The organism is Bordetella ansorpii (assembly GCF_900078705.1).
GTDB classification, from domain to species: Bacteria; Pseudomonadota; Gammaproteobacteria; order Burkholderiales; family Burkholderiaceae_B; genus Bordetella; species Bordetella ansorpii_A.
On the sequence record NZ_FKIF01000001.1, the window covers coordinates 262000 to 285457 of the forward strand.

The 23458-nt window shown below is 61.5% G+C and carries 22 protein-coding genes; 7 read left to right on the forward strand and 15 right to left on the reverse strand.

Annotated features, from left to right (window positions below; translation table 11 throughout):
• Positions 1-361: 361 nt before the first annotated feature.
• From A6745_RS00985 to A6745_RS00995, 3 genes are all read left to right on the forward strand, one after another.
• A complete protein-coding gene (locus A6745_RS00985) occupies positions 362-1054 on the forward strand; it encodes a heavy metal response regulator transcription factor (RefSeq protein ID WP_066122508.1) in 693 nt (230 codons plus the stop codon).
• Positions 1054-2388 carry a heavy metal sensor histidine kinase gene (locus A6745_RS00990; protein WP_197488068.1) on the forward strand — a complete coding sequence of 445 codons (1335 nt, stop codon included), beginning with the start codon at positions 1054-1056 and terminating at the stop codon, positions 2386-2388. The genes A6745_RS00985 and A6745_RS00990 overlap by 1 nt, the downstream gene beginning before the upstream one ends.
• 273 nt (positions 2389-2661) lie before the next feature.
• Positions 2662-3348 carry a heavy metal response regulator transcription factor gene (locus A6745_RS00995; RefSeq protein WP_066123683.1) on the forward strand — a complete coding sequence of 229 codons (687 nt, stop codon included), beginning with the start codon at positions 2662-2664 and terminating at the stop codon, positions 3346-3348.
• A gap of 91 nt (positions 3349-3439) precedes the next feature.
• Here the strand turns inward: A6745_RS00995 and A6745_RS01000 are convergent, their stop codons facing one another.
• Positions 3440-4594 (reverse strand): porin, encoded by a 1155-nt coding sequence (locus A6745_RS01000; RefSeq protein WP_066122512.1) that lies wholly within the window; start codon positions 4592-4594, stop codon positions 3440-3442.
• Between the two features lie 525 nt (positions 4595-5119).
• Here A6745_RS01000 and A6745_RS01005 point away from each other — a divergent pair.
• The gene (locus tag A6745_RS01005; RefSeq protein ID WP_066122515.1) at positions 5120-5419 is read left to right on the forward strand and encodes a DUF4148 domain-containing protein; all 300 of its coding nucleotides are present in this window, start codon (positions 5120-5122) and stop codon (positions 5417-5419) included.
• A 205-nt stretch (positions 5420-5624) separates the two neighbouring features.
• On the opposite strand, the gene A6745_RS01010 is transcribed toward A6745_RS01005, so the two are convergent.
• The 3 genes from A6745_RS01010 to A6745_RS01020 form a co-directional block, all read right to left on the reverse strand.
• Complete coding sequence (locus A6745_RS01010; protein WP_066122519.1) at positions 5625-5906, reverse strand: DUF4148 domain-containing protein; 282 nt, start codon at positions 5904-5906, stop codon at positions 5625-5627.
• A gap of 83 nt (positions 5907-5989) precedes the next feature.
• Entirely contained in the window at positions 5990-6319 is a 330-nt protein-coding gene (locus tag A6745_RS01015; protein ID WP_066122522.1) for a hypothetical protein, read from the reverse strand.
• Between the two features lie 146 nt (positions 6320-6465).
• Positions 6466-7182: a winged helix-turn-helix domain-containing protein gene (locus tag A6745_RS01020; protein ID WP_066122525.1), complete on the reverse strand. Its 717-nt coding sequence runs from the start codon at positions 7180-7182 to the stop codon at positions 6466-6468.
• A gap of 365 nt (positions 7183-7547) precedes the next feature.
• Here A6745_RS01020 and A6745_RS01025 point away from each other — a divergent pair, with 365 nt between their 5' ends.
• A complete protein-coding gene (locus A6745_RS01025) occupies positions 7548-8651 on the forward strand; it encodes a porin (RefSeq protein WP_066122526.1) in 1104 nt (367 codons plus the stop codon).
• 124 nt (positions 8652-8775) lie between these two features.
• Here A6745_RS01025 and A6745_RS01030 read toward each other — a convergent pair whose 3' ends face one another.
• Positions 8776-11241 carry a heavy metal translocating P-type ATPase gene (locus tag A6745_RS01030; protein ID WP_066122529.1) on the reverse strand — a complete coding sequence of 822 codons (2466 nt, stop codon included), beginning with the start codon at positions 11239-11241 and terminating at the stop codon, positions 8776-8778.
• 394 nt (positions 11242-11635) lie between these two features.
• Here A6745_RS01030 and A6745_RS01035 point away from each other — a divergent pair, with 394 nt between their 5' ends.
• Positions 11636-11935, forward strand: a complete 300-nt coding sequence (locus tag A6745_RS01035) for a DUF4148 domain-containing protein (protein ID WP_066122530.1) — start codon at positions 11636-11638, stop codon at positions 11933-11935.
• A 245-nt stretch (positions 11936-12180) separates the two neighbouring features.
• Here A6745_RS01035 and A6745_RS01040 read toward each other — a convergent pair whose 3' ends face one another.
• The 4 genes from A6745_RS01040 to A6745_RS01055 form a co-directional block, all read right to left on the reverse strand.
• A complete protein-coding gene (locus tag A6745_RS01040; RefSeq protein WP_066122533.1) occupies positions 12181-12924 on the reverse strand; it encodes a transmembrane anchor protein in 744 nt (247 codons plus the stop codon).
• A 15-nt stretch (positions 12925-12939) separates the two neighbouring features.
• Entirely contained in the window at positions 12940-13581 is a 642-nt protein-coding gene (locus tag A6745_RS01045; RefSeq protein WP_231885872.1) for a HupE/UreJ family protein, read from the reverse strand.
• A 150-nt stretch (positions 13582-13731) separates the two neighbouring features.
• The gene (locus A6745_RS01050) at positions 13732-14184 is read right to left on the reverse strand and encodes a hypothetical protein (RefSeq protein WP_156513239.1); all 453 of its coding nucleotides are present in this window, start codon (positions 14182-14184) and stop codon (positions 13732-13734) included.
• A 154-nt stretch (positions 14185-14338) separates the two neighbouring features.
• Complete coding sequence (locus A6745_RS01055) at positions 14339-15028, reverse strand: winged helix-turn-helix domain-containing protein (RefSeq protein WP_066122539.1); 690 nt, start codon at positions 15026-15028, stop codon at positions 14339-14341.
• Positions 15029-15233: 205 nt separating this feature from the next.
• Between A6745_RS01055 and A6745_RS01060 the strand changes: the two genes are divergently transcribed.
• Entirely contained in the window at positions 15234-15521 is a 288-nt protein-coding gene (locus A6745_RS01060) for a metal-sensing transcriptional repressor (RefSeq protein WP_066122543.1), read from the forward strand.
• 21 nt (positions 15522-15542) lie between these two features.
• Here the strand turns inward: A6745_RS01060 and A6745_RS01065 are convergent, their stop codons facing one another.
• The 6 genes from A6745_RS01065 to A6745_RS01090 all read right to left on the reverse strand — a co-directional run bounded on the left by A6745_RS01065 (position 15543) and on the right by A6745_RS01090 (position 23439).
• Positions 15543-16931 carry a heavy metal sensor histidine kinase gene (locus A6745_RS01065; protein WP_330999979.1) on the reverse strand — a complete coding sequence of 463 codons (1389 nt, stop codon included), beginning with the start codon at positions 16929-16931 and terminating at the stop codon, positions 15543-15545.
• Positions 16907-17602: a heavy metal response regulator transcription factor gene (locus A6745_RS01070; protein ID WP_066122549.1), complete on the reverse strand. Its 696-nt coding sequence runs from the start codon at positions 17600-17602 to the stop codon at positions 16907-16909. The genes A6745_RS01065 and A6745_RS01070 overlap by 25 nt, the downstream gene beginning before the upstream one ends.
• 105 nt (positions 17603-17707) lie before the next feature.
• Positions 17708-18940: a TolC family protein gene (locus tag A6745_RS01075; RefSeq protein ID WP_066122550.1), complete on the reverse strand. Its 1233-nt coding sequence runs from the start codon at positions 18938-18940 to the stop codon at positions 17708-17710.
• The gene (locus A6745_RS01080) at positions 18937-19236 is read right to left on the reverse strand and encodes a DUF3240 family protein (protein WP_066122552.1); all 300 of its coding nucleotides are present in this window, start codon (positions 19234-19236) and stop codon (positions 18937-18939) included. Before A6745_RS01080 ends, A6745_RS01075 begins: the two co-directional genes overlap by 4 nt.
• The gene (locus A6745_RS01085) at positions 19229-22312 is read right to left on the reverse strand and encodes an efflux RND transporter permease subunit (protein WP_066122555.1); all 3084 of its coding nucleotides are present in this window, start codon (positions 22310-22312) and stop codon (positions 19229-19231) included. Before A6745_RS01085 ends, A6745_RS01080 begins: the two co-directional genes overlap by 8 nt.
• Positions 22312-23439, reverse strand: coding sequence for an efflux RND transporter periplasmic adaptor subunit (locus tag A6745_RS01090; protein ID WP_066122558.1), 1128 nt, complete (start codon positions 23437-23439; stop codon positions 22312-22314). The genes A6745_RS01085 and A6745_RS01090 overlap by 1 nt, the downstream gene beginning before the upstream one ends.
• Between the last annotated feature and the right edge of the window lie 19 nt (positions 23440-23458).

Sequence of the window (23458 nt, forward strand, 5' to 3'; positions counted from 1 at the left end):
CCCACGCCGGCGGCGCGAGAAGACATAGCGCCGCGACCACGAGCGGCAAGGGCTTGAAACGCATGATTCGACCTGACTGGGGGAAAGCGGCGCGACGCACGCAACGCTTGTAGAGAGAGGCGCCGGCAGAGGGTCGGCGGGAACGGCTGGTACTCTAGCTAACGGCAACAGTCAGATCTTCGACAGAAAAATGACAATTTTGTAATCTGGCGGCATCCCGCCGGCGCATTACAACTTCGTAATCTGCCGGTAGGCGAATTGGCGAGGCCCCGTCCGTAGAATGACCGTCACGGGCCTACCAGACCCGATCCCAAGTGGCCTTGCGCGAACAAAAGACAGACCACGCATCGAGTGGCGACACATGAAAGTCCTGATCATCGAAGACGAGCGCAAGCTCGCGGAATACCTCAAGCGGGCGCTGTCCGAGCACAACTACGTCGTGGACGTGGCGTCGGACGGCATCAGCGGGCTGCACCTGGCCAAGGAGACGCAGTACGACCTGATCCTGCTGGACGTGATGCTGCCCGGCATGGACGGCTTCTCCGTCCTGGCCGAGATTCGCAAGCACGACCGCGTCCCCGTCCTGATGCTGACCGCCCGCGACAAGCTGGAGGACCGCGTGCGCGGACTGCAGGATGGCGCGGACGACTACCTCGTCAAGCCCTTTGCCCTGTCGGAACTTCTGGCCCGCGTCCTGGCGCTGGGACGCCGCCGGGGCAACGCCATCATCGAGCCCAGCCGCCAGAACGTCTTGAAGGTAGGTGACCTTGAACTGGACCTGTTGCGCCGCCGTGCCAACCGCGCCGGCGCGCGCCTGGACCTGACCGCCAAGGAATTCACGCTGCTGGCGCTGCTGATGCGACGCCAGGGCGAAGTGCTGTCCCGGCTGGATCTGGCCGAACAGGTCTGGGACATCAATTTCAACAGCAACACCAACGTCGTCGAGGTGGCCGTGCGCCGCTTGCGCGGCAAGGTCGACGATCCCTTCCCGGTCAAGCTGCTGCATACGGTGCGCGGCATGGGCTATGTGCTGGAACTGCGAGACAACGAGTAATGCTGCGTTCGCCCAAGTCCCTGCGCCGCTGGCTGTCGCGCTGGCTGGCCTTGCTGACATTCGCGGCATTGGGGCTCGTCTGCCTGGTGGTGTACGTCTCCCTGAACATGAACCTGCAATCCCGGCAACGGGCCCTGCTGGAACAGAAAAAGGAAGTCATCGAACATCTGGTCGAGGAATACGCCCGTCAAGGCGACCTATCCCAGATGGACCACAAGCTGCGGGATTTCTTCTACGGACGTTCCGAGTTCAGCCTGAGCCTGACGATCGACAAGGCCACCTCGCTTTACGGCGAGAACAACCTGTATGAAAACGAGGGGCACTTCCGTCAGGTCATCTTCAGCATGTCCATCCCCGAACAGCCCAATCTCAGCATGCATGGAGAGCTGCTGCTGGACACCTCGGCCGATCATCACCTGAGGGCGGTGCTGGCCTGGACGCTGTTCGCTTGCGCCGTGGTCGGCGCCATGGTCGTCAGCCTGATCGGCGACATCATGGTTCGCCGCGCCTTATCCCCGCTGCACGATGTGGGGAAGCAGGCCGAAATGCTGTCTCCGGACCGCATCGGCGACAGGCTGGATGAAAGCGGCCTGTCCGTTGAACTGAAGCCGCTGGTACGGCAGTTCAATGCCGGCCTGCAACGCCTGGAACGCGCCTACGTCCAGATGGAAGGCTTCAACGCGGACGTCGCGCACGAGCTGCGCACGCCCCTTGCCACCCTGATCGGCGAGACCGAACTGGCGCTGTCTTCACGCCGGCACCCCCTGGACCTGCGCGAAGTGCTGGGCTCGAATCTGGAGGAGCTGCAACGCATGTCGGCCATCATCAACGACATGTTGTTCCTGTCACAGGCCGACCGCGGCGCCCAGGCCCGGGTCAGCCAGCCCACCCAACTGCGTGCGCTGGTCGAAGAAGTCCTGGAGTATCACGAGGCCGAAGCCCTGGATGCCGGCGTGCGGCTCAGCGTCATGGGAGACCACCTTGCGCAGGTGGATGCGCCGCTGTTCCAGCGCGCCATCTCCAATCTCCTCTCCAACGCCGTGCGCTACGCGCGGCCGGACTCCGAGGTCAAGGTGCTCATCGACAGCCCGCAGCCAGGACAAGTTCTGGTGCGCGTGCAGAACCTGGGCGACCCCATCGGCGCCGAGCATCTGCCGCGCCTGTTTCATCGTTTCTATCGCCAGGACTCCTCGCGCACCAGCGAGGCCAATCATCACGGGTTGGGATTGGCGATCGTTGCGGCCATCGCGCGCATGCATGGCGGCAAGCCCCATGCGATGTCGGAAGGCGGGGTCACCAGCATAGGCTTCTGCATGGCGGTCGCGCAGGCATAACGCGAAGCCCGTGCCGCGGCGCCGATTCCGTCAGCGAGATTACAAACGCCCTATCCAGCGATTGCATATTCGTAATTCGCACGTTCGGGTTCTGACGCGGCCTGATCGCTAAAGTGAGTGTCTACGATCGCAGGCGCTGGCGTGCAGTTGCACCGCGCTGCGAAGGCGTTCGTCTTCACCGCACGAATCGCCGAGACAGCGGCAGCAGCTCCACGTTGGCACATGCGACATCACCCTCATGCCGCAGCCGTGGCAGGCAGCACCAACGATCAGATGAAAATACTTGTTATCGATGACGAGAAAAAACTTGCAGAGACACTCAGGCGCAGCCTGACCGAGAATGGCTACTTCGTCGACATTGCCCTGGATGGAGCCAGCGGACTGCACCTTGCCTACGAATCCCAGTACGACCTGATCATCCTGGACGTGAACCTTCCGGATATGGAAGGCTTTGAAGTACTGCACCGGATCCGGCAGAACGACGCGGTTCCGATCATGATGCTGACCGCGCGGGCCAGCCTGGAAGACAGGGTCCGCGGACTGGAGCAAGGCGCCGATGACTACCTCATCAAGCCGTTCGCATTGTCCGAACTGCATGCACGCGTGCTGGCGATCAAACGGCGCGGTGCCGGCGCCGACACCGCCCAGGGCCAAAATGTACTGCGGGTCGCCGACCTGGAGCTCGACCTACTGCGCCGCCGCGTCATGCGCGGACGCGCCCGCATCGACCTGACGGCCAAGGAGTTCGGCTTGTTGACGTTCCTGATGCGCAGACAAGGCGAGGTTCTTTCTCGCCTGGTGCTCGCCGAGCAGGTCTGGGACATGAACTTCAACAGCAACACCAATGTGGTCGAGGTCGCCATCAGACGCTTGCGCGCCAAGGTGGATGATCCCTTCGACATCAAGCTGCTGCACACCGTGCGCGGCATGGGGTATATGTTGGAGCATCAGGCCGATTGAACTGCTGTCTTCGACGGCATGAGCCAGACCACGAAAAAGGCCGGAAGAGACTGTCATTTCTTCCGGCCCTCCCACGAACTACGCCCGCGTCTTAAAACGCGTGGCGGACGCCGATCGTGGCCTCGGTGGCCTTGGCGTCATCCAGGAACGCATAGTTCTTGGTGTACTGACCCACCGCATACACATTGGTGCGCTTCGACAGCGCATAGCTGTAGCCCAGCGAGAACGTGTTGGTGGTCGAGTCACCGCCGGTCAGCGAATCGTTGTTGGGGTCAACACGCTGCCAGGAACCGAACATCGTGCCGGCCTTGCCCATCGGTGCGGACAGCGCAAGCAGGTACGAATTGGTGCTGAACCCATCGACGAACGACGTGGACGGCGTGCCGCGGAACGAACCGATGGCGGCCCCGTTGGGCAGGCTCTTGCCGGCGAACCAGCCATCATTCATGCGCTCGTATGCCAGCGCCAGCTTCACCACCTCGAAATCGTACGAACCGCCGACGGTGAACGAGCGCGGCGTCGTCGCACGCTGCGCGTTCGACAGCTTGCCCGACGGATTGAGCTGGTCGTAGGAGACGAACGCCATCACGGGACCGTTGGCATAGCTGACGCCGCCGGTGATCGCGCGGGTGTTGTCCGCCGTGGCGAAGCCCGTCTGCGCGGTGTTGCGGTCATCGGCGTTGAACGAGTAGCCCGCCGAGAACTGGAACCCCGAGAAGCGCGCGCTTTCGAACAGCGCCAGGTTGTCGTAGCGCACGAAGTTCGCGGCGCTGAAACCCAGGCCGGCGCCGGTGTTCAGCTGGCTGAAGCCGCCGTACTGGGCGCCGAACATGGCGGAGTACAGGCGGCTGGCCACGTTGTACTGGCGGCCGATGGTGAAGTCGCCCCAAGCCTTGTTGCCCAGGCCCACGGTAGCTTCACGGCCGAACAGGCGGCCATTCTGCAGCGAGTTGCCGTTGTTGCTGTCGAAGCCCGACTCCATGCGGAAGCTGGCGTACAGGCCATCGCCCAGATCTTCCTTGCCACGCAGGCCCCAACGCGAACCGGCGGTGGTGCCGGTCGTGGAGCCGATGCGGCTGGCGTCGAACGAAGTACGTGCGCCCGTCGCGGGGTTCCTGACCGAGCCATCGACATTCGCATAGCCAATGCCGGTGTCGATCAGACCATACAAGGTGACCGACGTTTCCGCTTGCGCGGTGGTGGAGAAGGCGGCCACGGATGCGGCCAGCAGGATCGTCTTTTTCAAGAAGTGCTCCTTTGCACAGAGTCAGACTGAGGTGCCAGGCCGGTGTCCGAATCGGGTGCAGGGGTCGCTGCGTCGTCAGAAAAATGACAACCCTCTCGTCCATCGGCATTAGCCAAGGCAAGTGTGTGCAGGGGCAATCGACAGGAATCGAACGCGAGAATTACAAATATGTTTGCCTGCTGTCATCGAGCCATTTCGCACTGACCGGAAACTCTCTCCAAGTCCATGTTTTTCCATTGATTGAGGACAGGAAGCCGCATTGCAAAGGCCATTCAAATGCAGCGCCTTCAATGTTCATGAAGATGCTCTTCTGTAGCAATCCCGCCACATTCATAGCGTGTTTTTCTGTAGCGATATCGCACGCCACGCACGATGTCGAATTGCTGACGAAAACGTAATCTCGCAGTGCGCATTTGGTCGAAGGTGCATCGCTAGAATTTCTCTACGTTCTGATGAATCAACGATCAACGTAGCCAACGATCCGCAACGCTTGTGATGTGTGGATCAGTACAGAAGGAGCGACTTATGAAGGCACCCGTGAAATTCCTCTGCGCCGCGCTGGCGCTGGCCGCAACCTCGGCCGCATACGCCACATCCGCGTCGCAACAGCCCGCCAACAACCAGGCCTACCAGCCGCGCGAATTGACTCGCGCGGAAGTGCGCGCCGATCTGGCCGTATGGAAGCGCGCCGGCATGGATGAATTCTGGCGCACCGACACCACGCCCGACATCTACAGCCGCGAGTACCGCACCGCCGAGGCTGAATATCGCCGCATGCGCAACGGCCCCGAGTACCAACAGGAACTGCAACGCCTGACGAAGTAACTCGACGATCCTGAGTGACCTCCTCCACCGCGAAGGGAAGAGGTCCTTTTTTACGCATACCACTTCGGTGGTATGCGTTTTTTTTGCCTGTGCTCATGACTGTCGGAAAGCGGATCTGCATCCCCTGCCGATTGCCGATTGCCGCGCCCAAAAAAAAGCCCGCATGAAAGCGGGCGGGTGATACGCGTGGACGACGCCGGCACACTCAATCGCTCTGCCGACCACGCAAACGCTCCAGCTCCTGTTGATAAGCAGGACCGTTGCGCAGGCTTTCGTACTGCGCATAGCGACGGCGATACTCGGGCGAAAAAAACGCCTGGGTGTTGTGCCCACGGTAGTACTTGTCCATCCCCGCGCGCTTCCACATGGCCAGATCGGCTTGCACTTCAGCGCGCGACCGTCCTCCTTCGGACACTGGATCCTGAGAGGCGCCTGCGCATCCTGCGAGCGCCAAGAGAACGACGGGGGCGAGAATCAGGGATTTCATGGTCGACTCCATTCCTGTGGAAAACGCTCCGCCATGCGTGCGGCCGGCATAGACCGGCCGAGCACGTCAGACGGCATGGTCTGTCAAGCGCCGGCGCCGTAGATCTCGGCAAGGCGGGCCCGCTGTTGCGGCGTGACGGCGTCACGCTCGGCCCGCACCTGCTCGCGGGTCTTCTCGGATTCCGTCAACCAGAAAGGCTTGGGCTGGGCGCGATACGAGTAGTACCAGGCCTGCTTGTCGGCCTTGGCGGCCAACAGTTCCTGGCGCACCGTCTCGGCGCTCTTTCCTGCGTTGTTCTCGATGTGGATTTCGTAGCCAGCCTCGGTATTCGTCTGGTGCCAGGTATCCGCCTGTGCGGCGGAAGCGGCGCCGAGGGAAACGGCCAGTGCAATGGCGGTGGGAAGGTATTTCATCTTGCAGTCCTTGATCGTTAAGAGTTCCGCGCACGAAGGCGCATGAACGTACTTTAAGGACAGGCCGTCGACAGTTCCCGGTCTGTCGGATTACGTTTCGGTAATGGGTGTTGGCGGCGCCAGGCCAGGCATCTGAAAATGGAAATTCAGCAAGCGTGCAGTCGCATGCCGGGAACCGGACCACGGTCTTCCAGCACATATCCCATGCCGCGCACCGTGTGCAGCAACCGCCGCGAGAACGGGTCATCCATCTTGCTGCGCAGACGCCGGATCGCCACCTCGACCACGTTGGTGTTGCTCTTGAATTTCATATCCCAGACCTGCTCCGCCAGGACCAGACGGGACAGCACTTCACCGCGCTTGCGCATCATCAGCGCCAGCAGGCTGTACTCCTTCGCGGTCAGATCGAGTCGCTTTCGATTCCTGAACACACGCCTGCGAAAAAGATCGAGTTCGAGGTCCGCCACCTTGATCAATCCGCTTCCCGCGCTATCCGCACGATGCCGCAGACTGCGGCGCCCCAATGCAAACACCCGGGCAAGAAGCTCCGACAGCGAGACCGGCTTGGTCAGGTAGTCATCCGCGCCCTCACGCAGGCTGCGCACCCGCACGTCGATACGCGAGTCTCTGCCCAGCATCATGATGAACAGATGATCGTTTCGGCGCAGTTGGGACAACAGCTCGAACGCATTCATGCCGGGCAAAGCCACATCGATGATGGCCAGATCGTAGGGCGCCTCCCGTATCCGCTGCAGGCCGCTGACGCCATCACCGACGGCATCAATCACATGGCCGTCGTCCTGCAAGGCTTGGCCGATGTAGGCCGAGAAATCGTCTTCGTCATCAATGATCAGAATCTTCACTGCGGATCGTGCCTAGTCAAGCCAGAAGTCTTGCGCGCAACTGTACTGGCGCTACTACGACAATCCGCGAACACGCCGATTACACAACCGTAAGGTTGCCAAGAACCTGCATGCAGACGCCCGGTGCATCTCTACGTGTGGCCCTGTTGCGACAGAAAGCACGTGAAAGTACGGCATCGACGAGACCTTTCTAACGCGGCCATTTCCCATTCATTACATCTGCGTCATGAAACACGGATCGCGGCTCTCTTTCACAAGCAACGCAACACCAGCTTGATGAAATGCCGCCACTTCCTCAAACGAAGTCCCCCCGATGGCCCTTATCCGGCCAACGGATTGGGAAGATCAAAAATTCTGGAGTTTTCATGAAGAAGAGTATTCTGGCCGCCGCCGTCATCAGCGCTGTCTCGGGCACGGCCTACGCCCAGTCGTCCGTCACGATGTATGGACTGACCGATGGCGGCGTGGGTTATACCCAGTTCAAGAGCGACGATGCCAAGAGTTCGCGCTTCGGCGCATGGGACGGCGGCCAGTCCAGCAATCGCTGGGGCCTGCGCGGCAGCGAAGACCTGGGCGATGGTCTGAAAGCGATCTTCACCCTGGAGGGCGGCTTCAGCCTGATGAACGGCACGCAAAGCCAGAGCGGCCGCCTGTTCGGACGTGAAGCCGTCGTTGGCCTGAAGTCGGCCTCCTGGGGCGAGTTCACGATGGGCCGTCAAGGCAACATAGCCTACCGCTGGCTGGCGGGCGTGGCCACCCCTTTCGGCAACAACTACGACCAGTCGCGCACGGCCGGCACGTTCAGCCCCGCCGAAGTCCGCTATGACAACCAGATCCAATACCTGAGCCCCACCTTCTCGGGCTTCCAGGTCGGCGTAGGCTACTCCTTCAACGCCGACGGAGAGCAGCGGTTCAAGCAGGATGGCGGACAGGATCCCAACACGCGCGCCCTGACCACCGGCCTGCGCTACGTGAACGGCCCGCTGAAAGCCGTCCTGACCTACGACCAGAACAAGGACGCCGAGACCGCCACGGGCGTGACCGCGAAGTCGTGGAATCTGGCTGGCAGCTATGACTTCGAAGTGCTCGAAGTGCACCTGGGCTTCGGCATCACCGACGACGGCTGGTTCGGCACGCCGTCGCAACTGCGCAACTCCGACATGGGCTTCGGCAGCATTCGCCCCTTCAACGACGGCTTCCGCGCCTATTCGTACGGCGTGGGCATGAGTGTCGACGCGGGTTCGCGCGGCAAGGTGCTGGCGGGCTGGGGCATGGTCGATCCGCGTGACGGCGGCACCGCGTACGCTGGCCGTGACCTGAAGTCGCAGCACATCTTCAGTCTGGCCTACACCTACAAGCTGTCGGCGCGCACCAATCTGTACGCGCAAGGCGCTTATGGCCGCAACGTCGCTTTCGTGTCGGGCAACACGACGCAATCCATCGGCGTCGGCATGCGTCACAGCTTCTAATGTCGGCAGCAGCCGACGCGCACGGGGCGTGTGCGTCGGCTGTTCTGCGCATATACCGACATTCCCACTAGGCACTCCACGCGATATGGCAAAGACGTTTTTCCTGAACGGGGCAAACCCATACTCAAAGCGTCTTTGAACCAGCCACGGATTGCATGGGCAAGAGCCGGGAAGGCAGGATCCGCACGGCATTGATTCCGATCAGCACCGTGCATCCGAACTGAAACGCCATCGCCGCTCCCATGCTCATGCCCATCATGGTCGCCACGACTAGCGCGGCAGCAAGTCCAAAGCTGAGCAGGAGATTCAGTCTGATTACCGCATCCGCTCGCCGGGCGACGCCGACGACAAAAGGCAGCTTGTTCAGATCGCCGCTCATCATCACAACATCCCCTGTTTCCAAAGCCGTCCCGGAGTGCGCCCCCTCCATGATCACACTAACGGAGGCGGCAGCCATTGCCCGCTCGTCGTGAGCGCCAACGGATACCAAGGCGACGTTCCCGGCTCTCTCCAGCTCTTGAATGACGGCGAATTTAGACCGAGGCTTCAGGTCCCCCCACGCGTCATCCAGACCCACCTGTCGTGCGAGACGCTCTACCACAGGAGAATAGTCGCCGGAGACCACCACCAAACGTGCAATGCCCGCGTCACGTAGAGTCAGCAGAGCATCCCTAGCGTCGTCCTTGGGCAAGTCCAATAGTCCGATTACACCCAGGTCCCTGCTTCCCAGCCGGACGGCCACGACCGTGCGCCCAGCGCTGCGCAGCATCCTGGTCGCATCCTCAACATCTTGACCCAGGGGAATGATGCCATCGCAGCCGAATATCTCTGGCTTGCCTATCAAAACCATCTCGCCTGCAATCCATGCGCTCAGACCTTGATCCGCCAAGTTCTCCACCGCGTTTGCATGAAATGCCGGATCCGCCTCGTCAAGCAACGCGGCACCGTCGCGGGCAATCGCAATCGCGAGCGGATGTCCGCTTTGCGACTCGACGGCCACCGCCACATTCAGCAGTTCCCGCTGCGTGACGCCAAGAGCGGGCATGATGTCGGTAATATGCGGAAAGCCACGCGTCAAAGTACCGGTTTTTTCGAACGCCACGACATCCAGTCTGCCCAGCGTTTCCAACGGTGCTCCACCCTTGATCAAGACGCCATTGCGGACCCCGCACGCGATGCTGGCAAGCACCGCGCCGCGCGTGGCGATTGCCAACGCGAACGGACTTGCAGCCACGAGAAAGGCAATAGCCCTATAGAGGCTGTCGCGCAGTGGTACGTCAGCCACGACCAGCGACAACACAATCGTCGACGCCAGGATAAGAATCGTCGGAACGAGGATCTGTTCCAAGCGGTTGGCCATCCGCTGGATCGACGACGGCCTGGACTCAACCCTGCTGATCGACTCAACCATCCGCGCCAGAGTGGATTCGGAAGGCAGCCGCGTGATTTCGACCTCTATCGCGTGTGCCACATTCACGGTTCCTGCCAACACGCGAGATCCTGCCTCAATGGATTCAGGATTGCGTCTTGCCCAGGCAGCGTCGAGAGCGGCATATTTCTCGATCGGCGTGCTCTCCCCCGTCACCAACGACTCATCAAGGCCAGAGATACCCCGAACGACGAAACCGTCAGCTGGCACACGTTCGTTGGGCGAGACCATGACGACGTCACCAATCACCAACTCCCTCACCGGAACCTTCAGTAGTGCCTCTCCATCTCGCCGCACCACGGCCGTCGCCGGCCTCACCGCCGCCAAGGTATTGATCTCGCGCCTTGCCCAACCGATAGCCTTGCGCTCGACGGCATGGCACAAGCGAAACAGCAGCAGAACCAAGGCACCTTCTGACCAGGCCTCCAGCACGGCCGCTCCTGTGGCAGCCACCAACACCAGGCTGTCGATCGCAAATCGACGTAGCCGAAAATTGTCGAGCGCCTCCGTCAACGTATAAAGCCCGCCCGCCATATAGGCCCCGATGAAACACATCAGGGGCAGCCATCCGCCTGTTGCCGGCCAGAGCCATTCCGTTGCAACTCCCACGCACAACAGCACCGCGCTTGCCAACATAGATGCGATCTCGCGGCGCTGTGCCAACCAGGCATTGCGCGCGTCCTTCTGATCGGGACGCAGGACATGCGTGTCACGAATCTCGAGCGGCAATACATCGATGGAAGCCAATTCGGACAGGATGGTCTCCTCATCGACTCGTCGTCGATCGAAGTCCACGCACACGATTCCGTTGGTCTCGACGGTTGCCTCAATCACTCCATCGATGTTCCGCAAATAGGAAGTAACCATTTCCGCGCGCCGCAGATGCGATATGCCTTTCATCTGCCAAGCGGTACGCCCAAGCTGGGCGGAGACCTCTGCGCCCGCGTCGGCAACGATGGCCCGGACTCTCGCCAGTGACAAACTTTGATAGGCGTAGTAGAGGGTGAGCCGTAAAGTGCCCGGACCACTGCAGTCCATATGTACGCGCTCGACGCCTGGACATGCGCTAAAGGCTGCAATCAACTTCTTGATACGGGTTTCCGGCGAACTGCAGACCGGAGGCAAGACAATGGGAACATCCAGGCGGCACGAAGCAATCATGTCAGCGCGTTATTTGAAATTTTAGAAATATCGGCATGCGTAATGGCGCGATGAAGACGAATCTAGCCAAACGAGCCTGACGGAATCCGAACAGACCAATTACAAGTGCGTCATTCTGGACGGGCTGATCCGCCCCCTCGGGTAAGCGAAACAGACTGCGCAAGAAACAGGAGAGGACAACGCCGCGTCTGATTGATTTCATCGTTTCTTCTTCATTCGGGCGGGCCTTTTTCTGTATCGGCAAATACCGGGATGCTGACTAAAACGTAATGTCGGCGTGGGGTTCAGGTCGAGAACGCATAGATAGAATTTCTCTACGTTCTGATGCACCAACGATCAACGTACCCAACGATCCGCCACGTCTGTGTTGCGCGGACCTGTCAAGGAGCGATAGATGAAAGCCCCCCTGAAATTCCTTTTTTCCGCGCTGGCACTCTGCGCAGCATCAGCCTCCTATGCGAGCACCTCGGCGCCGCGAACCGCGGACGCACAGGCGTATCAACCCCATGAACTGACGCGCGCAGAAGTCAAGGCCGATCTGGCCGTCTGGCGGCGCGCAGGGATGGACAAGTTCTGGCGCATGGAAAGCACCCCCGACATATACAGCCGCGAGTACCGCACGGCCGAAGCCGAGTACCGGCGCATGCGCAACGGCCCCGAATACCAGCAGGAACTGCAACGCCTGACGCAATAGCCGACGATCCTGAGTTCCCCGCCCACCGCGAGGGAAAGACGCCTATTTCCACGCATACCACTTCGGTGATATGCGTTTTTTTTGCCGCTCACCTGGATGCACAAGAAATCTGCTGTGCGATCCATCGGTGCACCGCACACATAGTCTGTGCAAGCCGGTGGTACTCAGTAATGCAGCAAGCAGAAGCTGGCTTCCGCCTGCTGCAGGCTGCGGTGCAGAAATCAAGTCTCAACACCGCAGGCGGGCTACATGACGCGCTTGAGACCCTGGTAGTCGCCCTCGGTCTTCAGCGTGATCGTCACGTCACCCTTGGTCCGATTACGCCAGAACCAACCATGGTTGCCGTCGAACGCAGCCTCGATCTGGCCCTGGTCTTGCTCCACCTGCCGCCCCTTGCCGTAGCCATGGTAGAAATCCTTGGGCGGATTGACCGGATCTCCGTGAGTATCGAAGTTCACGGGTCCGCCGTTGGTCGTCCAGACGAATGCGACCTTGGCGCCCTGCTTCATCGCCATCTTGACTTCCGCGCCCTGCCCCGGCTTGAGCGTCAACGTCATCTGGTCGCGCTTGGCTGCCGCCGTTTGCGCCGGCGCGGCAGCCGCAGCGGGCGGCGCCTGTACGGGCGCCTGCGCTTGCACGGATGCGGGAGCCTGTATCGGCGCAGGAGCGGGCGCGGGACTCGGAGCAGGCGTCGGTGCCGGAGCGACCGCGGCAGGCGCCACGGCAGCGGCCTGCATGACAGGGGCGGTCGCCGGTGCCGCGCCGGCTTGCGCATCGGCCTCGGCTTCCTGAGCCAGCTGAACCTTGATCTCGCCCATCGACGTCAGCCCCAGAACACGGCCCGCGCCAGTCGGATCAATGCCGTACTCACCAGGCAAGACGGTAGTCACCAGCAGCACGACGGCGACGCCGGCAGCAATCGCGGTGGAACGCAGCAACTGCGCGCTGGACGGCAGTTCGGCACGGGTAGGAATATCGGTGTTGTACATGAAGCATCCTTTCTCTTAAGCGACGAAGTACCCGGTCAGCTGATATCCGATCAGCATGAACCCGGCGCACATCATGGCGACATTGGCGGTGTAGGCATGGCGCAGGAAGCTCGGCGAGCGGCGCCAGTAACCCATCAGGATCAGGATGGCGCCCAGCGCCAGCAGTTGCCCGATCTCCACGCCGACGTTGAAAGCCAGCAGGTTGGGAATCAGGCCATCGGAGGCGATCTCGTACTCCTGGATCTTCGTCGCCAAGCCAAACCCGTGGAAGAAACCAAACACCAGAGTGGCCGCCTTCGTGTTCGGCTGAACGCCGAACCAGCGCTGGAACGCACCGACGTTGTCCAAGGCCTTGTAGACCACCGACAAACCGATGATGGCGTCGATCAGGTACGAGCTGACCGACGTTCCGATATACACACCCAGCAGCAAGGTGGTGGAATGGCCAATGGCGAAGAGGCTGACGTAAAGCCCGATATGGCGCAGCTTGTAGAGAAAGAAAATCACGCCGAACAGGAACAGCAGATGGTCATAGCCCGTGACCATGTGCTTGGCGCCCAGATAGATGAAAGGCAGGATATGAACCCCGCTGATCTCCTGGATGTAGCCCTTGTCGCCTTCCGCCACGCCATGCGCGAAGGCAGTCGAGACGGACATGAGCAACAAGGCCAGGGCGATGCCTAGCGAGGCCCAGCCAGGCAGGCGTAGCCCTGCCCGGCGTGCGCCGGGAAAAGAATGGATATGCATGAATGAACCTGAAAAACGGTTGAGCTGAAGTGCCCTTTCGGGCAGGGCGAGTCAACGCGGTCAGGTCAGGTCTGGCGGACGCTCGTCTTGGCGCACCGGGGCGCCATAGGGCGATTGAAAATAGCCGCTCAGGTAGCGCTGCGAAGGCGGCTGCCAATAGGCGACTGAACTCGTCAGGTAGAGTTTCTGCTCATGCGAATGGTCTTCGCTGTAGTGATCCAGGAATGCGACAGCCGCTGCGGCGCGGACCTCCGTACTCTCGCCCGCCACCTGCGGCGGCGCCTCATCGATGTCGTGGACATGGCCGTGATAGACATGCCCTGCTCCGCCCGTGTGGGTCGATGGGCCGAACAGAGGCACCACGGCAACCACGAGCGCCAAGACGCTCATGACAACCGCGAACCAGCATCTGATCGGCAACAACGCCTTCATGAATCCACAAAACCTCTTCGCTACCACCATGGCACCGCCGCGATGGTTCGTGGCGGTGCTTACGTCACCGAGATGATCCATGGCTTACGTGGATGGCGACTTCAGAGCACATTCACGCGGGCAGATCCTGGCGAAACCATCCTCCCCTAGAGGATAACTGCTTCATGCCTCTTGTACAACGTCAGCGTTTTCGGCTTGGTCTGCAGGTTAACTCCCACCAGGGATAGCGCCCACGTCATACGTTGCGAAGCTCCAGGGTATACCCCATGCCACGCACCGTATGAAGCAGCTTGACGCCGAACGGATCATCGATCTTCGCGCGCAATCGCTTGATTGCAACCTCGACGATGTTCGTATTGCTGTTGAAGTTCTTGTTCCATACCTGCTCCGCCAATACAAGCCTGGATACGACCTCTCCTTGCCTGCGCATCAGCAATGCCAGCAAGCCGAACTCCTTGGCGCTCAAGTCGATACGCGCACGGCCCCGGGATACCCTTCGCCTCAACAGATCCATCTCAAGATCGCCAACCCTCAGGAGGTTCTGTGCTCTTACGCCGCAGCCCTCCCCTTTCACTCGCCGCTGGATAGCGACGATCCGAGCCAGCAACTCTGGAAAGGCAAAGGGCTTGAGCAAGTAATCATCGGCGCCTTGCTCGAGCGCCCGTACACGCAGAGACAGGTCGTCCTGCTCGTTCATGGCGATGACCGCCACGGCATCGTGAACACATAATCCATCCAGCAATTCGAATCCATCCATATCCGGCAGGAGCAGATCGAGGAGGATCAAATCGTATTGGGTCTCGCGGGCCATGCACAGGCCACTGACGCCATCCGAGGCGATATCGGTGAAATAGGCATTCTCCGTAAGACCGCGGCGCAAGGCTTCGGCCAGAGGCTGTTCGTCTTCGATAACGAGTACTTTCATCTATGTACTGACAGAGTGATCTCTGCCCATACTCTAGCGAGCGGACATAGTCGGGAAACCTACGACCGCATTACGAATATGCCATTACCATGCAGTCTTCCCGTAATCCTGGCGACAGAATCCGACAGGCTCCGCCCCCACATGGCCCATAGCCCGCCAAAACGCACCAACGCCGTCCTTATCCTCTTCTGTGTATGATCCTGCCATGACTGCGCATCCCGACGACCATCTCCACCATCATCACGATGCCGTGGCCAAACGGCTCAAGCGAGCCGAGGGCCATCTGCGAAGTATCCTGCTGATGATGGAGAACGGCCGCTCCTGCCTGGACCTTGCCCAGCAACTTCATGCGGTGGAAAAGGCCATTTCCCAGGCAAAGAAAGTCCTGATACAGGACCATATCGACCATTGCCTGGAAGACGCCGTCGGCGAAGTCACGGCGGAGAACCGCCAGACCATAGACGAGTTCAAGGCGATCACCAAGTACCTCTGATCCGTCGCTGTGAACCCGCTCCTAGGCGTCCTGGCTACCATCAGGCACCGGTTCACCAGGCAGTGTCAGCCCGATGGTCGTCAGCCGGCCTTCCGACCGGCAGAAACCCTTTCCACCGTGCATACGGGCGATCGCGGACACAATGGCAAGTCCGAGCCCCTGGTGCTCGGCGTGATCGCCACGGGATTCGTCCGCACGGTAGAACCGATGGAACAGCAAAGGCAGGTGTTCCGGCGGCAGCGGATCACCATGATTGATGACTTGTACCGCCAACTCCGGCTGTTCAAGCACCTCGATACGAACGACCGTTCCGCGGTCAGCGTAGCGCAACGCATTGGATAGCAAATTCGACGCGGCACGCTGCAGCAGACTGCGGTCCAGCATGGCGCTCGCCTCACCGGATACCAGCACAGACACCCCTGCTTCCTCGGCTAGCGCCTCGTAATACTCGACCACCTCTTCCAGCGCGCCAGCGACGCTATCCACCCGGCTTCGGCGGGCCTTCGCACCTCGGTCCGCTCCTGATAGGAACAGCATGTCGTTGACGATCTCGGCAATGTGCTGGGCATCTTCCAGACTGGACGCCAGCACGTCGCGCAGTGCCTTCGCATCTTGACGCGTGCTCAACGCCAACTCGATGTTTCCCACCAGCGTGGCCAGCGGCGTACGCAACTCGTGCGCGACGTCCATATTGAAAGACTCCAACTGGATATAGGCGAGCTCCAATCTCTGCAATACAGAGTTGAACTCATCAACCAGAGGTTGAACTTCAGTGGCCTGTCCCGTTCCATCCAGCCGCTGCCCCATTGTGTCGGCTGCGATGCCCTTCGCCTGCCTGCCCAGAGTATCCAGGGGTCTCAACCCACGGCCCACGACGAAGGCGGCGCTGGCCGAGACCGCTATGGCTCCTCCCAATGCGCAAGCAAACAACGTCCACGCCAATGCCGTGCTGAGCTTGGCATCGGCCGACACATCCATGGACAGCTTGGCCGTCATGAACTGGCCCGGCCTGCTCAGGTCCGGCAGCAGCATGCCCAGCGAACGCTGATGGTGAACCAAGGGCTCCGCGACGACGAACGGATTGCCGAAACCGGGCGGCCCGCCAGGCAAAGCAATCTCGAGGTAGAAATCGGAGCTTCTGGCAAACAGATCGGTGAGGCTGTGCTGCAGGATTCGAGCATCTTTCCCGCTAGCCTCGTGCTCGCTCACGAGATGGGCGACAACTTCGCCTTTCTGCTCGAGCAGGCCATCCTGACGCAGCGCCAGATTGAGATTGGCAAAGATGTACACGGCAATGCAGACAATGCCGAGCACGATGAACGTCTGGGCGGCCAGCCAGGATGATAGTTGCGCCCCCAGAGACCGTGGTGTCGTGTCTGGCGCCCTCATTCCGGGGCCCGGAGCTCGCATACATAGCCCATTCCCCTGACGGTATGGAGCAACTTCAACGGGAACGGGTCGTCGACCTTGGAGCGCAGACGCCGCATCGCCACCTCGACGACATTGGTGTTGCTGTTGAAATTGATGTCCCAGACCTGCTCGGCCAAGGTCATGCGAGACAACACGTCGCCCTGGCGTCGCATCATCAAGGCCAGAAGCGCGAACTCTTTTGAGGTCAGGTCCAGCCTGCGCCCTCCCCGGGTGGCCTTGCGCGCGAGCAGATCCATCTGCAGATCCGCAACCTCCAGCTTCCCAGACGGCACGGTGGCATCGGTAGCGCGCGACCCACCGCGCCTACCCAGTGCGAACACGCGCGCCAGCAGTTCCGACAGGGCGAACGGCTTGGACAGATAGTCGTCAGCGCCCTCATGCAGCCCGGTCACCCGGTCTTCGATCCCGCCTCTCGCAGTCAAGATCAACACTGGCGTCTGCTTGCTCGTGCGAAGCCTGCGCAACACCTCGATTCCATTCATGCCAGGGAGCATCCAGTCCAGCAAAATGACGTCGAACTCCGATTGCTCGGCACAGTGCAGTCCGCTGATCCCGTCATGCACGCATTCGACGACATGGCCGTGCTCTTGCAAGGCACGCTGCAGGTAGTCGGCCAATTTCTCTTCGTTCTCTACGACCAGAACTTTCATCAATCACTATCCTGACTGTTAAGTCTCCCGGACGCACGAGACAGGCGAGTCCAGCCAAGGGCCGAACCGCCAGCTCAGTGCAGGATCCGCACGCAGACCGCCCGGTCAATCCCTTTCCAGATCCCAGATCAGATGACCATCCACCAGCAGCTTGTAGCTCGCCTTGAGCGCGTCGGTGCGCGCCGCCAGCGCACTGCTGGCCGCCGTCAGGTCCTGGCGCCTTGCCATCAAGAGTCCTTGCAAGTCGACTTCACCCAGCGTGTATGCACGCTGCATCAGCGCGGCGTTCTTCGCCAGCATTTCCGCGTTCTGCCTCGCGACATCGGCGGTCAGCATGGCGCCACGGGCGGCGGCGATATCACTTGCCACGTTGGCATCCAACTGACGCCGCTTCAACTCCAGCCCCTGATACGACACATCGGCGCTGGCCGCGGCTTGATCCGCACGCTTGAATCTTGCACCACCAGGAATCGGGATACTGACCCGAACGCCCCAGTACCGCTCAGCTCCGCCGCGCTCCGACGCCCTGAACAAGCCCACGGTAGGATCGGGAAATCGCTCCGCACGGGCACGGGCAGCGGCGGCCTGAGACTGCACCAGTTGTGCCCGCGTCATGTCCAGCTCCTCGCTGTAATCGATGACACGCCTGCGCAGTTCCCCGTCGTCCAGAGGCAGTTCAAGCGGTTGGGGCAACTCGATAGCCTCTCGCAATACGCCAGGAAAGCGCAACGACAGACGAGACCAGGCGATATCGCTCAACGTAGCGGCCTGCAATCTCTGGCGGTTCTGGTCGGCCAACTCGGCTTGCGCCAACCCAAGATCCAAGCGCGAGGCATCGCCCGCCTTGACCCGCTTCTCGACCGCTTGCACGCCGCGCTCCACGGCCTGCAGATTGTCTTGCGCCAGCTTTCTCGCGGCCTCGGCATGAAGCCAATCGATCCAGAGCGTGGCAAGCTCCGACGCGGAGTTGTGGATCGCCGCTCGATAACTTGCCCGAGCCTCGGCAAGTACACCTCCCGCCATGTCGCTGTCGGCCGCCGCCTTGCCCGGCAAGCGGATGGTGCGATCGACGCCCACGTTCCATTCGTTGAAGCGCTCGCCCCCCTCGGCATTGCGGCGCTGGGCACTGACAGAGGGCGTCCATTCGTAGGGCGAGTCCTCCAGAATGCCGGCGGCGTTACGCGCCACACGCAAATTGGCCGTGGCGGCCGCCACCGCGGGATCCTTGGACAACAAATCTCGGACCGCAGCGGTATCCGGCATTCCGGCAGATTGTCCGTACACCGGGGCAGCCGCGCACACAAGCAGCAGCGCGGTAATCAAATATGCTCGTTTCATCGCTGAGCTCCTTGCGTGACCGCGAAGCGCCAGCTCAGCAGTCCGGATTTTCCGAAGCCGCTTGCGATCAGTTGTTCGATCGTGTCAGCTTGAACGGCAGTGCACAGCACACGAATCTCGACCGCCATGGCGCGGCCGAGGACTTGCTCGGCCTGGCTCAGTGGGCCAAAGGCTACGCCATGCGCGGCCGTGGCCTGCCGTATCACGACCGGAGACGGCTCCATGACCAACAGCATGTCCTGAATGTTTTCTTCGACGGCTGGAGAGCAAAGTACAGTGAGGCAGGTGTCAAACATTGTTTTCTCCTCGCTTGCCAACGGCAAAGCGCAGGTAGAGGATGGGAAGCAAGAGCAGCGTCAATGCCGTGGCGGTAATCAGGCCGCCGATGACGACAATCGCCAGGGGTCGTTGAATCTCCGATCCCGGACCGGTTGCGAAAAGCAGGGGAATCAGACCGAATGCGGTGATCGAGGCTGTCATGAGCACGGGACGCAAACGGCGCTTGGCGCCTTGCACCACGGCCTCTCGTAGATCGAGCCCTTCCTGCCGAAGCTGGTTGAAATAACTCACCAGAACGACACCGTTCAGCACCGTGATCCCCAGCAGGGCGATGAAGCCGACCGATGCAGGCACGGACAGGTACTCACCCGTCAACCACAGCGCGACAACGCCGCCGACCAGCGCAAAGGGGATGTTGCTGAGGATCAGCACCGACTGCCGCACCGAACGGAAGGTTGAGAAGAGCAACAGGAAGATCATGCCCAACGCCACGGGCACCACCACCGTCAACCGCGCCGCGGCGCGCTGCTGGTTCTCGAACTGCCCGCCCCACGTGATGCGGTAACCAGTGGGCAAGGACACTTTCTGCGTCACCAGCGAGCGAGCCTCTTCGACGAAGCTGACCAGGTCCCGGCCACCGACGTTGGCAATCACCACGCTATACCGGCTGCCCATCTCCCGGTCGATCTTGACGGGACCGGCTTCCCGCTCGAGCGTTGCCAGCGTTGATAGAGGCACCGTCCGCCCATCGCTGGTAGTGATGCGCATCGCGGCGAACTCCGTCGGCGACAGGCGGGTGCGTTCCGGACCACGGATGACGATAGGCGTGCGGCGATTTCCTTCGATGGCCTCGCCGGCACGCTGCCCTTCGATCTGGGCACGCAGCGCGTCCTGGATTTCTTCGACAGACAGTCCGAATTGGCCGGCACGCAAACGATCCACCTTGACCTGCAGGTACTGAACGCCATCGTTCTGCACGGTGTATACGTCCTGATTGCCAGGCACGGTCTTGAGCAGCGCCTCGACCTCTTGTGCATACCGGTTGAGCTCATCGAGGTCCGGGCCGTAGATCTTGACGGCCAGGTCGCCGCGCACCCCGATGATCATCTCGGAGACCCGCATCTCGATAGGCTGGGTGAAGCTGTACTCGATGCCCGGCATGGGATCGAGCACCTTTCTCACCTCATCCATCAGCGCCTCTTTGCTGCCCATGCGCCATTCGTCACGCGGCTTCAGCAACAGATAGGTGTCGGTCTGGTTCAGCCCCATGGGATCGAGGCCGATCTCGTCCGAACCTGCGCGGGCCACGATGCCCGTCACTTCCGGGATGGCCGCCATGATGGCCTTGTGAATGCGCAAATCCAACTGCGCGCTTTCCTCGAGGCTGACCGACGGCAACTTCTCGATGCCCACGATCAGATCCCCCTCGTCCATCGTCGGCATGAACGTCTTGCCCACCTGGGTGTACAACACGCCCGCCACGACAAGCATCGCAACCGCACATACCGCCACGACTTTCTGCCGCTTGAGCGCCCAGGCCAGCGCGGGCTCGTACAAGCCCAACAGCTTGCGTGGCAGCCAAGGCTCGTCGTGCTGCACTTTCTTCAGCAGATACGAGGACAGCACCGGAATGACCGTCAGCGACAGCAGCAGCGAACTGGCCAGCGCGAACACGATGGAGACCGCGACCGGCACGAAGAACTTGCCTTCAAGATCCTGCAACGTCAGCAGCGGCAGGAACACCGTGATGATGATGAGAATGCCGGCAGTGACGGGCACGGACACCTCGCGAACCGCGCGATAGATGATGTGCAGCCGGGGCACCTTGCCCGAAGTCGGATCGCTGGCGATGCGCTGCACGATGTTCTCCACCACCACCACCGCCGCATCGACCAGCATGCCGATCGCGATGGCCAGGCCGCCGAGGCTCATGAGGTTGGCGGACATGCCGAACAGACGCATCAGAATGAATGTGCTCAACGCGGCGAAGGGAAGCACCAGCGCGACAGTCAGCGCGGCACGCAGGTTGCCCAGGAACGCGCCAAGCAGCACGATGACCAGCAGCGTGGCCTCCAGCAGCGCTTTGGACACCGCCCCCACAGCCCGTTCGACCAGGGAAGCTCGGTTGTAGAACGGCTTGATGGTGATGCCTTCCGGCAAGGTCGGCTGCAACTCGGCCAGCTTCGCCTCGACGCCGCTGACGACACGCTGTGCATTCGCACCAGCCAGGCCCAACACCAGCCCCTGCACCGCCTCACCCTCGCCGCTCTGCGTCACCACCCCATATCGGGTCACCGTCCCGATCTTCACGTCCGCCAGGTCGCCGACCCGCACCACCTTTCCGTCGGCCGCCGCGATCGTGATCGCGCGCAAGTCTTCCAGGCGCTGGATGTTGCCCTCGCTACGCACCAGCAGCACCTCACCGCCTTCGCCCAGCCTTCCTGCACCGTCGTTCCGGTTGTTGGCGGAGATCGCTTCCCGAAGCTTCAGGGTCGTGACCCCGGCGGCGGCCATCTTCAAGGCGTCCGGGACAACCTCGAATGCCCGCACCACGCCCCCCAGCGAGTTGATGTCGGCCACGCCGGGCACGGTACGCAAGGCGGGCCGGATCACCCAGTCGAGCAGGCTGCGCCGTTCGGACAGCGACATCGAATCGCCTTCCACGGTGAACATGAACATCTCACCCAACGGCGTGGTCGTCGGGGCCATCCCTCCTTCGATACCCGGCGGCAGGGATTCCATGATGCCGCTCAACCGTTCGCTGACCTGCTGGCGGGCCCAATAGATGTCGGTGCCGTCCTGGAAGTCGATGGTCACGTCGACCAGGCCGTATTTGGTAACCGAACGCAGGATGCGGGTATCGGGGATACCCAGCATCTCGACTTCGATGGGCACGGCGATTCGGTTTTCCACTTCTTCAGGGGTCATCCCGGGCGCCTTCATGATGACCTTCACCTGCGTGCTGGACACGTCCGGGAAAGCATCGATCGGCAGGCCCCGATAGGCGTACCACCCCGCGCCGCCCAACACAGCGGCCATGATCAGGATGAAGAGGCGCTGAGATAGGGCGAACTGGACCAGGCGTTGCAGCATCACTCCTCCTCCCCGCTCTTGAGCCATGCACCCTTCAGGGCGACGACGCTGCTGGTGGCGATCTGCTCACCTTCCGCCAATTCACCTGCCACGCGAGCGACCGCGCCAGCACTGGCCAGCAGCCGCACGGGCCGGGCATCGAAGCCCTGGCCGGTGCGGACAAAGACGTAGGCCTGCTTGCCATCGTGGGCGATGGCCGATAGCGGCACGCTCCAACCCTGAGGGCCCTGGCCCGCGGCCAGCTCCGCGCTCAACACCTCGCCCGGCCGCAACGGCGTGGCGCTGCGTTCGATGGCGGCGCGGATGGTGACTGTCTGGGACGCGGCGTCCACAGTGGTCGCGCTGGTGATCAGGCGGGCAGCGACTTCGCGCCCCTGTACGGATACCTGCGCGCCTTCGGCCCAATCGACCAGCGCACCAGCAGGCACCTGGATTTCCAGCCAGAGCGTGTCGGTGCTTGAGATCTCGGCCAATGCGGTGGCTGCATCGACGCGCTGCCCGTTGCGGGCAAGCAGCGCATTCACGACTCCTTTGCGGCCTGCACGCACCGTGACCGAGGACTCCGGTACGCCCGACTTCAGCAGTCGATCCACGTCCGCATCACTCATTCCCGCCAGACGCAAGGCGGCTCTCGCTTGCCGAATGGCTGCATCGGCCTCGCGCAAGGTGGCCTGGGCCTCTTGCACGCGGCGCTCCGGAATGATGCCTTCACTGAAAAGGCTGCGTTCGCGCTGCGCATTCTGACGCGCCAGCGATGCACGCGCGGCGGCCTGGATCATGTCCAGTTGCAATTGCCCATATTCGCTGCTGGCAATGACCAGCAGCGCCGTTCCCGCCTCGACCGCCTGGCCAGGCTGCACGGCAATCTGCGTAAGCAGGCCCGGCACCGGAGAACTGATCACTTGCTCCGCATTCGGCGGCATGACCACCTTGGCGGGATAGGTGGTCCTGACTTCCGGCGCCTTGGCAGAAAGAGTCAGAAGAGAGATGCCGAGAGCCGTCATTTGCTGCGGCGGCACATCGAAACTGGCGGAGCGTTCAGCAGCCTGCACAGCAGGCGCAAGCAGCAGGGACGCGGCAAGGCAAAGGCCAACCTGGCGCCGAAGCGCGGCCGATACGTTTTTCATGGAAATCTCTGATGCGCCA